We start from the raw sequence: 11917 nt of genomic DNA on the forward strand, positions 1-11917 counted from the left end.
CCTACGAGATCCCCCAGCGACTGCGCGAGATGGTCCACCTCATCCACCCCGCCGACGTCTTCCCCTACGCCGTCAACACCTCGCGCAACGTCGACATCGATCAYCARSAMCCCCACAGCGARGGCGGGCCCACCAGCAGCGACAACCTCGCCCCACTCACCCGCACCCACCACCGCATCAAGACCCACGCCGGCTGGCAAGCCCGACAACCCTTCCCCGGGATCACCATCTGGCGCGATCCCCACGGGGCCTACTACCTGGTCGACCCGACCGGAACCAGACGAGTCACCCCCACCCAGGGCGACCAGACCCCCACGCCCATGGAGGTCCACGCAACCCGGCTGCTCCTCGACTGGTCAGCCTGAGGGACCTCGACGGGACCGGCCAGGGCGATGCCAGGAGCCGGCGGTCTCCGCTGCCGTCTCGCGCACGAACGCCGCCTTCACCGCACGCCAGGCCTCGTCGTCCATGCCGTGGCGCCAGTACGGCGAGCAGGACAGGTGCTCCTCCTCCACGATCCCCTCGCGGAGCAGCACCCGGCGCACGGCTCGCACCTCGACGGCCTCGCCGTGCACGAAGGCGCTGACCACGCCGGAAGGGCGCGGCAGTGCGGCGACGGCGTCGGCGAGCAGGTCGTCCACGCCGTCCTCGCGGCCCGCCCGGTGCACCCAGTGCACCTCGAGCTGGCCGGGCGACGTCAGCGGCAGCTCGTCAGCAGCGCCGTCGACCTCCACGACGGCCACCACGGGGCGGCCGGCGGGCACGGCCTCGGCGCACGCGGCAATGGCCGGCAGGGCGCTCTCGTCGCCGACGAACAGGTAGCTGTCGGCCTCGGGGTGCGGTGCGTAGCTCCCCGCAGGTCCGCGGAGCTGGAGGCGGTCACCGGCCCCGGCCTGCGAGGCCCAGCGGCCGGCGTACCCGACGTCGCCGTGGACCGCGATGTCGATGGTCAGCTCGCGGCGCGCGGGGTCCCAGGCACGGACCGTGATCCGGCGTGGGAACGGGCGCTGCTCCCGGGGCAGGTCGCGCACGGCCTCGTCCTCGAAGGGCACGCCGTACGGCGCGTCGTCGGGGAGGAAGAAGCAGTTGACGTACTGGTCGGCCGCAACACCTGGCACGTAGTCGGCCAGACCCGGACCCCCGAGGACGATCCTGACCATGTGCGGCGACAGCTGCTCCGTGCCGACGACCTCTCCGAACACCCGTGCCCCCTCGCTCGTACGCCGGCCCGGCCGGCTCCCGCGCCGAACCTAGCCGATCGTTGTTCGCCCTCAGGCCGTCGGTGTCGCAGGCCGGAAGGACAGCGCGCACGCGCCGGAGCGGAAGTCCCTGCGGTCCACGAGCTCGAGCTGGATCCGCTCGCGCAGGCCGGCGAGCAGCGTGGGGCCGTGGCCCGCCAGGACGGGGTGGACGACGAAGACGTACTCGTCGATCAGCCCGAGGTCGGCCAGCGCCAGGGGCAGCGTGACCCCACCGACGGCGAGGGGGCCGTCGCCGGGCTCGTTCTTGAGCTGCTGGACGGCCGCGCCGAGGTCGCCGCGCACGAGCTCGGCGTTCCAGGTGACCGCGTCGAGGGTGCTCGACACGACGTGCTTGTGCACGGCGTCGATCGCCTCGGCGAACGGGACCTCCCACTCGTCCATCCAGTCGGGCCAGGGTCCGACGGTCGGCTTGCGCCAGGCCTCCTCCATCATCTGATAGGTCACCCGACCGAACAGGACGGCGTCCGCGGCCTGCATGTCCTCGGTCCAGAAGCGCATGGACTCCTCGTCCGGCGGGAGCCCGGCCTCGTGGTGGCAGGAGCCGTCGAGCGTGACGTTGATGGAGTAGCGCAGGAGCCGCACCGTTCGACGGTACCGATGCTCCTAGACGGTGGCGAGCGCAGCGAGCTCTGCGTCGGTGAGGCGCAACCCGCCGGCGGCGACGTTCTCGACCAGGTGGGTGGGGTCCCCGGTGCCCTGGATGGTCAGCACGTGCTCGCCCTGGTGCAGCGTCCAGGCGAGGCGCACCTGTGCGGCCGTCGCGCCGTGCGCCTCAGCGACCGTCTCGACGACGTCCTGGCCCCGGAGGTCGGCGGGGCCGAACGGGTTGGCTCCTTCGATGCTGGCGGCCACCGAGAAGAAGGGGACGAAGGCGATGCCACGCTCGGCGCACATCCGCAGCACCGGCTCGCTGGCCCGGTCGGTGAGGCCGTAGCGGTTCTGCACGCACACGACCGGGGCGACCTCGAGCGCCTCCGCGAGCTGGTCGGCGGTCACGTTGGAGACACCGACGTGGCGCAGCAGTCCGGCGTCGCGCAGCTCGACGAGCGCCCCGACATGCTCGGCCACCGATCCCTCCTCCAGCTCGGGGCCGGAACCCCAGCGCAGGTTGACCACGTCGAGGTGGTCCCGGCCGAGCTGGCGCAGGTTCTCCTCCACCTGGGCGCGCAGCTGGTCCGGCCGCGCGTACGGCTCGAACTCCCCGGAGCGGTGGCGGCTCGCTCCCACCTTCGTCACGACCACGAGGTCGTCGGCGTACGGCTGCAGGGCCGTGGAGATCAGCTCGTTCGCCGACTGGAAGGGGGTGAAGTAGAAGGCGGCGGTGTCGATGTGGTTGACGCCGAGCTCGACTGCCCGGCGCAGGACGGTGATGGCGGTCTCCCGGTCCCGGGGTGCGGTGGCGAACGGGCTACCGATGAGCCGCATCGCGCCGAAGCCGACGCGGTTGACGGTGCGGTCGCCGAGCCGCCAGGTCCCGGCGGCGTCGGCAGTGGGGGTGGTCGTGGTGGTGGTCGTGGTTCCTGTCGTCATGCCGACCAGCGTCGTCGTGGATCGCGGCGCACCCACGCAGGTGGCAGGTTGTTGCCATCCCTCCCCCGCCCTTGCCGTCCGGGGGATGATCGAGGGGTGAGCACCCGGTCTGCAGAAGGCGTCGTCGTCGTCCAGGGCGAGGACGAGCTCGTCGCCCGCACCGGCCACCTCGTCGCTGCGGCCACCGACGTCGCGTTCGCCGCGACCACGCTGCACACGTGGCGTGCCGCCCGGCTGGCGGGCGAGGCGAGCGGGGTGATGGCGCCGGAACCGCCCGACGGCGTACGGCTGCGCAAGATCTACCTGCCGAACGCGGCCCTCGACCCGGCCGCCGCCCGCGACCTGGCGCGCTTCTGCGAGTCGCACGGCGCCAGCGTCCGGATCACCACCGACGACATCAACGACACGATGGTCATCGACCGACGGATCGCGATCCTGGGCGGCGACCCGCGAGGAGGACGCCGCACCTACAGCGTCATCACCCAGGCCGACGTGGTCGCGGGGGTCGCTGCCCTCTTCGACGCCGTGTGGCGCAACGCGACCGACCTGAGTGACTTCGACGCGCAGGTCGCCGAGATCCGCGACATCGCCCCGCAGGTCCTCGACCTGCTCGGCCGCGGCGTGAAGGACGAGGCCGCGGCGCGCAGCCTCGGCCTCGGCGTGCGCACCTACCGGCGCCGCGTCGCCGAGCTGATGAGCGCCCTGGGCGCGGAGTCCCGCTTCCAGGCGGGCGTGCGGGCCCGCGAGCTGGGCCTCGTCTGACGAGGGGCGCGACATGCGCACGGCTTCCCTCCGCGCGTACGCCGCCGGCGCGGGCCTCACGCTGCTGCTGGGCTGCTCGCCTGCCGGCGACGACGCCCCCTCCGGAGGGACATCGCCGACCGGGAGCACCTCACCGACCGGCAGCACCTCGCCGAGCGAGGCGGTGCCGGGCTCCCCGACGTCCAGCCCGACCACCGAGCCGCTCGCGTCCGACGGCCGACCGCGGCGCGCGGAGCTGACGATCCCCCGCATCGGGCTGCGCGGCCTCGTCGTCGTGCCCTACCGCGGCCGGACCGACGACGGGCCGGGCACGCGGATCCAGGACCGCGGCCGCGGCGCGAGCCCGCACGGGCCCCGCGGTGGCACCGGCCCCGGCGGCATCGGGAACTACCAGGTGACCGCCCACCGGCTGTCGTCGACGCAGGCCTTCCTGCGCCTGACGGAGCTGCGCCGGGGGGACCGGGTGGTGGTGCGAACCGCCAGGGCGACGTACGTCTACCGGATCACCGGGACCCGCCAGACGTCGTTCCGCTCCCCGCGCTCGTTGCGCGCGCAGCGTGCCGCCGTGCCCGGCCGGCCCGGGGCCACCCCCACGCGCGCCATGATCACGCTGTCCACCTGCGCCACCCCGGAGGACCACGCGGCAGGCAACTACTGGGCCGACCGGTTCGACAACCCCGAGCACCGCATCGACAAGGTCGGCGTGCTGGTCGCGATCCGCTGAGGGACGAAGGTCCCGCAGGGCCGGGGCGTCGGGCCGTGTCCCGCGGGTCCCGGCGGGCGGATCGTGGGGCCATGACCACCGCGATCCCGCACCACAGCATCGCCGTCGGCGTCGACGGCTCCACGCACGCCGATCGCGCCCTGCGCTGGGCCGCCGCCCAGGCCCGCCTCGAGCGGCGTCCGATGGTCGTCGCCGCGGTCGGCACACGCCACGAGCAGCGCCTGCTCGACGACGCCCTTGCGACGGCTCGCGAGGTCGCCCCCGACGTGGCCGTGACCCCGGTCCCCGCCGAGGGTGACGCCGTCGAGGTGCTGGTCGACCTGTCCCGCAACGCCCACCTCGTGGTCGTCGGCTCGCACGGGCGCGGGCCGGTCCGCAGCGCCCTGCTCGGCTCGGTGAGCCGCGGCGTGGCCGGGCGCGCCCACTGCCCCGTCGTCGTGTGCCGTCCGCGGGTCTCCGGCCACGGGGGGCGCGGGGTGCTCGTCGCCGTCGAGGCCGGCGCCGCGTCCGCCCCCGTGCTCGACTTCGCCTTCGCCCAGGCGTCGCTGCACCAGCAGCCGCTGACCGCACTGCACTGCGTCTGGGAGCCCGCCGCGGCTGCAGCCGGCCGGCGCAGCACCACCCTCGTCGCGGACGACCGCGGACGCTGGCAGGACTCGCCTCGACCTGGCCCGACGTCGAGGTCGACCAGCGCGTCGCCCACGGCTTCGTCGAGGACGTGGTCGGGTGGCGCACCGCGGAGTGGGACCTCGTCGTCGTGGGCCGTCGGCCAGTCGACGACGCCCGACCGCACGTCGCCACCGCCGTCGTCGAGCGGGCGCAGGGTGTCGTCGCGGTGGTGCCGGTGAGCACCGGACTCGGCAGCTGATCAGCTGACCAGGAGGGTCAGCCCCAGACCCGTCGTACCGGCAGCCCCGCGGTCAGGTCCCAGGCCGTGCCGGTACGACGACCGGTCAGCTCCTCCCAGCGCAGCTGGACCCAGACCTCGTCCTCGCGGCGCACCCAGCGCGGCGGGCCGGGGCGGCGCCGCTCCTCGTCGGTCCGCTCGTCCTCGGTCACCCGCTCGCCGTGGCCTCGGGCGACCACGGACCAGCCGTGCCCGCGCTCGTGGTCGACGTGGTCGACCTCGAGGACGAGCTCGGTCCCGTCGGCGTACCGGTCCAGGAGCGAACCGGGCGACGTGCGCACCCAGGCGGCGTCGCCGTGCGTCGTGTAGTTGACGGGCAGCACCTCGACGCGCCCCTCCGCGACCAGCCCGACCCGACCGAGCACCGCAGCGCGCAGCAGCCGCTCGCACTCGTCGGGCGTCAGATCGTGCAGGCGGGGTGCGCCGCTCACTGCTCGACCGCCGGGCCGTCGCCGGCCTCGTGGCCCACGAGGTCACGCACGACGTCGCTGCGGCTGACCATCCCGACGACGTGGTCGGCCGCGTCGACGACGGGCACGCTCTTGACCAACGTGGTGCCGAGGATCCGGCGCAGCTCCGCCAGCTCGGTCTCCGGGTGCACCAGGGCGACGACCGTGCCCATCACCGCCATCGCCGGATCACCCATCCGGTCGTGCCGCAGGACGTCGGCCTCGCTGAGCACGCCGACCACACGGCCGTGGTCGTCGACGACCGGGACGGCGGTGATGGCGTGCCTGGCGAGCAGGCGGGCCACGGTCGCCAGCGGAGCGTCCGCGCGCACCGTGACCGGCTGCGGGCTCATGATGTCCCGCACCCGGACCGGCGCGGCGCTGGAGAGGTTCTCGGTGTCCACGTCCCGATGGTGCGTCGAGCGCGAGCGTTCCGCGAGGGTCGAAGGTCCCGTCCTGCGGGTCCCTCTGCGCGGCACGGGTGGCGGTCAGGTCGCGGTCAGGGGGTGAAGACCACCTTGACCATGCCGTCCTCCTTGGCACGGAACTTCGCGTACGCCTCCGGGGCCCGGTCGAGCGGGAGGCGGTGGGTGGCGAAGTCCTCGGTGCCGAGCGGGTCGGCGTCGTCCAGCACAAGCGGGAGGATCTCGTCCGACCAGTGCCGCACGTTGGCCTGGCCCATCCGGACCTGCACCTGCTTGTCGAACATCTGCATCAGGGGCATCGGGCTGGTCGCCCCGCCGTACACGCCGATGATCGAGACGGTGCCGCCGCGTCGTACGGCGTCGAAGGAGGTGTTCAGCGCGGCAAGCCGGTCGATGCCGACCTTCTTCATCATCGGCTCGGCGATCCTGTCCGGGAGCAGGCCGACGGCCTTGATGACCTTCTCCGCGACGGGGTTGCCGTGGGCCTCCATGCCGACTGCGTCGATGACCGCGTCGGCGCCGCGCCCGCCGGTGCGGTCGCGAACCTCGTCGCCGACGTCGTCGACGGCGTCGATGTTGATCGTCTCGGCGCCTCGGGAGGCGACGCGGGACAGCCGCTCGGGCACCCAGTCGGCGACGATGATGCGGCGTCCCTCGTTCATCGCGATCCGCGCGGCCATGTCGCCGATCGGGCCCGCGCCCATGACCAGCAGCACGTCGTCACCGGCCACGTCGGCGTACCTCACCGACTGGTAGGCGGTCGGCAGCACGTCGGAGAGGTAGACGAACCGGTCGTCTGACGGACCCTCGGGGACCTTGATCGGGAGGAAGTCGGCGAACTGGACGCGGAGGTACTCCGCCTGCCCGCCCGGCTGCCCGCCGTAGAGCTTGCTGAACCCGAGCAGGCTCGCACCGGTGCCCTGGTCGCGGTTCTGGGTGGTCTCGCACTGGCTGTGCAGTCCCTGCCCGCACATGAAGCAGTCGCCGCAGCTGATGTTGAACGGTACGACGACCCGGTCGCCGACCTTCAGCTGCTGCACCCCCGGCCCCACCTCCTCGACGATGCCCATCGGCTCGTGGCCGACGATGTCGCCGGGCGTCATGAACGGCGCCAGCGGTTCGTACAGGTGGAGGTCGGAGCCGCAGAGCCCCGTCGTGGTGACGCGGATGATCGCGTCCGTGGGATCGATGATCTTCGGGTCCGGCACCTCTTCGACGCGGATGTCTCGGACTCCCTGCCAGGTGACTGCTCGCATTGTGAGCGAGTACCCGGGTGGTGGAGGCGTATCCGGCGGTGGGGCCGGATGATCCCGCTGCCCCTACCGAATCGAAGGTAAAGACCGGCGTTCTCCAGCATCGGTCCCCGCCGAGGTCCACCATGCCAGGAGGGGGACCGGAAGGGAGCCGGTGCGATGGAGGATCACCTGGACCCAGCACCGCCCCGGCCTGGTCCGGCGACCAGGCTCTGGCGGCTCTTCGTCGGCGAGCGGGTGACGCCGCCGGAGGCGACCCGCACCGTCCACCTGCGTCCCGAGCGCCGCAAGTACGGCGTCGGGGTCGTCCTGACACTCCTCGTGGCCGCTCTGCTGGCACTCAACGAGGTGAACGGGCTGTCCCGCGGCTTCGTGGCGGGCACCGAGGCAGCGATCGACTTCCGCCGGCTCTCCGGGCTCCCGACCGACGTGGTGCGGCAGTCGTGGGGGCTGCCGATGGCCACCGACGACCTGGTGGCGTGGAACCGGCTGCTGCGCTGCTTCCTCGTGGTCGACGTCGTGTTCATCGCGGTCTACGCCCGGCTGCTGGTCCTGGTGGTCCGCTCCGCCTTCGTGCCACGCACGTGGTGTCCCGTGCTGCGCAACGTGGTCTGGGGGCTGTGCGTCGCGGACGTCGTCGAGAACGTGCTGATGTGGGTGTCCGGCAACGGCCGGGTGGGCGCAGGGCCGTTCGGCGGCTACGACCCGAATCCCGCGCTGTGGGTGGCCACGGGCGTCAAGTGGGCTGCGGTCGCGGTGGTCGTCGCCCTGCTCGCCCTGTCGGTGGTTGTGCGGGACCGCGGCGAGGTGGTCGCGCCGTGGCGCCGGGCACTGTGGATCCAGCGGTACTCGCTGCTCGCCTTCCTCCCGGTCGCGGCACTCGCCTGCCTCCCCGTGCCGAAGGTCGGCGACCAGGTGCCGGACATCGAGCGCCGCTGGCTGGAGCACGGCGCCGAGGCCGGGCACATGGCCTTCGCAGCCGTGGCGGCGCTCGTCGTCGTGGCCGCGATCTTCTTCCTCGGCCGGCTCCGTGCGGACTGCGCGTTCAGGCGCAGCCACGATGCACGGACGGACGGGCACGCCTGGCCGTGGTACCACCCGGAGGGCCAGCCCCGTCACGCCCCGCTGTGGCACTGGCTGCTCGCGCCGGCCCTCGCCGTGCTGCTGCTCGTGCTGGCGCTGGCGAACGACTGGCCGGTCGACGGACGCCGGTTCGCGATCTTCTGCCTCATCACCGTAGCCGTGCCGGTCCTGTCCTGCCTCGCTCGCTGGCGCTTCCAGGTGGCCGGCAAGGACGGCGGTGGCCAGAGCCCTGCTGCGCGGCCCGGCCCGCCGGTCGACCCGGCGAAGGTGATGGCCGTCGGCGACGTCCTCGCCATCGCGGCGGTGGCGGCCATGGGCCTGGGCATGATGCGCGCCTGGACCGGGGTGCTCGCCGTCGGCGTCACGAAGGACGACGTCGACGTGCCGTGGGGCTGGTGGGTCGCCCTGATGGCGGCGGTCGGCGCCGCCGTCGCACCGTGGTGGGCCGCCAACCGGCTGCTGTCGAGGCTCGATGCGGCCGTGCACCCCGACCGGACCACCGGGCTCGCGGCGTGGGCCACCCCCACGGCACCGCTCTGCGAGGTGGACGGGACCACGTGCGTCACCGGGCGGACCAGCCACGGCCTCCGGGTCCTGCTCCTCGTCGCGTCCGGCGCCGTGCTCGGCTGGATGGCGTTCGACCCGATCGGCTGGGCCACCACCGTCGGCGTCGTCGCCGCCGTGACGCTCGCCCTCGGTGCGCTCATGGTGCTGCTCGGCGTCGTGGTCGCCTACTCCCAGGAGACCCGTCCGCCGGAGGCGCTGCTGGTCGTCCCGCGGCCCTGGCTGACGGCGACGCCGATCGTGCCGTTCGTCGTGGTCGGGCTGTTCCTCAACGCCCAGCTCGGCTCGTCCACCTTCGTCCACGGCATCGGCCAGGACGGCCTGCCCCACCAGGTGGTCCCCGCGCGACCGACACTCGCCGAGGCGTTCCGGACCTGGGTCGACGGCACCACGGGCTGCGTCGTCCCCGATGCAGTGGGCGTGGTCGTCGACGGCAAGGAACAGTCCTCCGACGTCCGGCCGATGCTGATGCTCGCCGCCGAGGGTGGCGGCATCCGGGCGACGTACTGGACGGCGCTCGGGCTGGAGGAGGTCGCGGACGCCGGCGGCAGCTGCGGGCAGGACCTGACCCTCTTCTCCACCGGCGCGAGTGGTGGCTCGCTCGGCCTCACCATCGGGCGGTACGACGACGAGGCGGTCCGCGGCCCCGACTCCCTCGGGGCCGGTGCCGTCACCCTCGTCACCGGTGACCTCGTCGCGACCGCCACCGGCCTCCGGCTCGGCACGCCACCCGCCGACACCCACCCCGACGGGAGCGACCGGGCTGCCGTCATGCAGGAGGTCTGGCGGCGGGCCTGGGAGGACGCCGGCATCGACGACGGTGCCGCCGCGCACCGGTTCGTCGAGGAGGCCGACACGGCGCCTGCCTCGGTCACCGGGCACCTCGTCCTGACCTCCACCGACTCCTACGACGGCTGCCGTGCGCTGTGGAGCCAGGTCGACCTCTCCCCCGCCGAGCTCAGCGCCGCGCCGGAGATGACCGAGCGGAGCAACGCCCCTGGTTGTGGTGCGGGTGGGCCCGGCCCGAACAGCTACGACGTCCTCGGTGCCTTCGGTTCCCCCGAGGAGAGCACGGGGAGCGACGGCAGTGGCGGCACCGACGGCACTGACGACGACCAGCGCTGCCTCGGCAACGTCAGCGCCCTCACCGCGGCGCTGGTCTCCGGCCGCTTCCCCTACGTCACGCCGTCCGCCGTGGTCGGCCCGTGCCGCGGCTTCACGCAGACGCCGCTGGTCGACGGCGGGATCGCCGACAACACCGGCCTGGGCACCATCAACGACCTCGCCCCGCAGTGGGGCGCACTGGTCCGGGCGCACAACGACCAGGTGCTCGCCGACGGGACCGGTGCGCTGGTGGTGCCGATGGTGGTCTACCTCGACAACGGGCCGGCCACGAGCTTCGGCATCCGCCAGCGCGGCCGGACGGTCTCCGAGAGCCTGGTCCCGCTGTGGGCGATCGGTGCCGCCACCACCCGCCGCTCGTCGACCCAGGCCCTGCTCCAGCAGGCAGCCGACGCCGCCGAGGGCTTCCTGTGCTCCGCACCGAGCGTGCCCGGCACGGACCCGACGCCGTGCGAGCAGCTGCTCTCCGCGCAGGCGCCCCAGCCGCAGGTGTTCGTCGTGCACCAGGCCACCCAGCCCACGCTGTCGGCGCCGCTGGGGTGGGTGCTCTCCGACGCCAGCGTCAGCGACCTCGTCTCCGACGTCGCGGAGGCGCGGGCGACCGGGTGCGGGTCATCCACGCAGGCGGACCCGGTCTGCGTCGACGGCCACGGCACGCTGGGTGACCTCCGCGACCGGCTCGCGCCGCTGCGAAAGGGCAGCTGAGGGCGGGTACCCGTGGTTCGAGCGACCGGACCCCGGGTTTGTCGGCGGCCCACCCCGGTCTTTCTCGGTTCGCCCTACCCCCGGCGACGACGTACCTACGCTCGCCGGAGGAGGGAGACATCAACAATCCGCGCGCTGGTCGCGCCTTCTCGATGGGATCCAAGTGATGCAGCTCCAACCCAGCCGGCTCCGCAGGGCCGCCGTCCTCGCAGGCGTCGTCGTCCTCGGCAGCGTCGGCCTCGCTTCAGCCGATGTCACCACTGGCAACGCCGACGAGTTCACTGCGTGTGTCCACAAGACGAACGGAAAGGTCCGCATCATCGAGAGCGATGGCGGCGGATGCACCACTCAGGAGGTGCAGGTGACCTGGGGTGCGACCGGACCGCAGGGACCGGCCGGACCTCAGGGCGAGAAGGGCGAGCCCGGCGAGCAGGGCCCCCGGGGCGAACAGGGTCCCCAGGGTCCGCAGGGCGAGCAGGGACCCCGAGGTGACCAGGGTGCTCAAGGCCCTCGGGGCGAGCAAGGCCCGACCGGCCCGCAGGGACCGGCAGGTCCCGTCCACCAGGTGACCGGAGTCATCCTTCCCAGCTGTGAGCTGCAGGTTCCGATTGCCGGGGTGAGCGTCACGACGAACGGCCCCAACGGATGCACGATCAGCTTCGACGGGTCGCTCTTCACCTTCGCTCCCCTGCTCATCCTGACGCCGATCGGCGGGGACAACCCGACGTCGATCACCGAGGGCGGCGACGCGGGAGGGTGGACGGCGAACTACTCCTTCGCGTCCTCCCCGCCGCTCGTCAACTTCATCGCCAGCCAGGCGAGCCAGTGAGGCGGTGAGCTGGTGACGGCGCGGGACCACCACGTCCCGCGCCGTCCGGGCTGACACGACCCCGGGACGGCTGGTGCCGCCGGGTCGCCGGGAAGCCCGGCGAATCGCCCTGAAATGCGGAACGGCCCTGGCCCCTGCGTCTCCGCAGGCCAGAGCCGGTCCTTCGGTCGGGCTGACAGGATTTGAACCTGCGACCCCTTGACCCCCAGTCAAGTGCGCTACCAAGCTGCGCCACAGCCCGAAGCTCCAGCAGGATCGCCGCCGGAGCGAACGGAACACTACCGCAGCCGGGGGGCCGGGCC

Annotated in this window: 12 protein-coding genes and 1 tRNA gene; 6 read left to right on the forward strand and 7 right to left on the reverse strand. The window is 73.2% G+C overall.

Going from position 1 to position 11917, the window contains the following annotated elements:
- Positions 1-365 (forward strand): HNH endonuclease signature motif containing protein (locus L615_RS23270; protein WP_186449825.1); only part of this gene is annotated, 365 nt, incomplete at its 5' end.
- On the opposite strand, the gene L615_RS10735 is transcribed toward L615_RS23270, so the two are convergent.
- The 3 genes from L615_RS10735 to L615_RS10745 all read right to left on the reverse strand — a co-directional run bounded on the left by L615_RS10735 (position 357) and on the right by L615_RS10745 (position 2792).
- On the reverse strand, positions 357-1202 hold the full coding sequence (locus tag L615_RS10735) for a siderophore-interacting protein (protein ID WP_145725067.1): 846 nt from the start codon (positions 1200-1202) through the stop codon (positions 357-359). The two genes, L615_RS23270 and L615_RS10735, sit on opposite strands and share 9 nt — an antisense overlap.
- A 69-nt stretch (positions 1203-1271) precedes the next feature.
- A complete protein-coding gene (locus L615_RS10740; RefSeq protein WP_145725068.1) occupies positions 1272-1844 on the reverse strand; it encodes a dihydrofolate reductase family protein in 573 nt (190 codons plus the stop codon).
- A gap of 21 nt (positions 1845-1865) precedes the next feature.
- A complete protein-coding gene (locus tag L615_RS10745; RefSeq protein ID WP_145725069.1) occupies positions 1866-2792 on the reverse strand; it encodes an aldo/keto reductase in 927 nt (308 codons plus the stop codon).
- 96 nt (positions 2793-2888) lie between these two features.
- Here L615_RS10745 and L615_RS10750 point away from each other — a divergent pair, with 96 nt between their 5' ends.
- From L615_RS10750 to L615_RS10760, 3 genes are all read left to right on the forward strand, one after another.
- On the forward strand, positions 2889-3554 hold the full coding sequence (locus L615_RS10750; protein ID WP_145725070.1) for a DNA-binding response regulator: 666 nt from the start codon (positions 2889-2891) through the stop codon (positions 3552-3554).
- Positions 3555-3567: 13 nt separating this feature from the next.
- On the forward strand, positions 3568-4278 hold the full coding sequence (locus L615_RS10755) for a class E sortase (RefSeq protein ID WP_145725071.1): 711 nt from the start codon (positions 3568-3570) through the stop codon (positions 4276-4278).
- 71 nt (positions 4279-4349) lie between these two features.
- Positions 4350-5126 (forward strand): universal stress protein, encoded by a 777-nt coding sequence (locus L615_RS10760; RefSeq protein WP_145725072.1) that lies wholly within the window; start codon positions 4350-4352, stop codon positions 5124-5126.
- Positions 5127-5163: 37 nt separating this feature from the next.
- On the opposite strand, the gene L615_RS10765 is transcribed toward L615_RS10760, so the two are convergent.
- From L615_RS10765 to L615_RS10775, 3 genes are all read right to left on the reverse strand, one after another.
- The gene (locus tag L615_RS10765; RefSeq protein ID WP_051485571.1) at positions 5164-5616 is read right to left on the reverse strand and encodes a pyridoxamine 5'-phosphate oxidase family protein; all 453 of its coding nucleotides are present in this window, start codon (positions 5614-5616) and stop codon (positions 5164-5166) included.
- Positions 5613-6038 carry an HPP family protein gene (locus tag L615_RS10770; protein ID WP_145725073.1) on the reverse strand — a complete coding sequence of 142 codons (426 nt, stop codon included), beginning with the start codon at positions 6036-6038 and terminating at the stop codon, positions 5613-5615. Before L615_RS10770 ends, L615_RS10765 begins: the two co-directional genes overlap by 4 nt.
- Before the next feature lie 95 nt (positions 6039-6133).
- Positions 6134-7315 (reverse strand): zinc-dependent alcohol dehydrogenase, encoded by a 1182-nt coding sequence (locus tag L615_RS10775; protein ID WP_145725074.1) that lies wholly within the window; start codon positions 7313-7315, stop codon positions 6134-6136.
- Between the two features lie 156 nt (positions 7316-7471).
- On the opposite strand from L615_RS10775, the gene L615_RS10780 reads away from it, so the two are divergent.
- Together L615_RS10780 and L615_RS23800 are read left to right on the forward strand one after the other, a co-directional pair.
- Positions 7472-10786 carry a hypothetical protein gene (locus L615_RS10780; protein ID WP_145725075.1) on the forward strand — a complete coding sequence of 1105 codons (3315 nt, stop codon included), beginning with the start codon at positions 7472-7474 and terminating at the stop codon, positions 10784-10786.
- Between the two features lie 616 nt (positions 10787-11402).
- Positions 11403-11615 (forward strand): hypothetical protein, encoded by a 213-nt coding sequence (locus L615_RS23800; protein ID WP_028654992.1) that lies wholly within the window; start codon positions 11403-11405, stop codon positions 11613-11615.
- 167 nt (positions 11616-11782) lie between these two features.
- Here the strand turns inward: L615_RS23800 and L615_RS10790 are convergent.
- A tRNA-Pro gene (locus L615_RS10790) sits at positions 11783-11856 on the reverse strand.
- Positions 11857-11917: the final 61 nt, after the last annotated feature.

It is taken from the genome of Nocardioides sp. J9 (genome assembly GCF_007829375.1).
In the GTDB taxonomy this organism is placed as follows: Bacteria; Actinomycetota; Actinomycetes; order Propionibacteriales; family Nocardioidaceae; genus Nocardioides.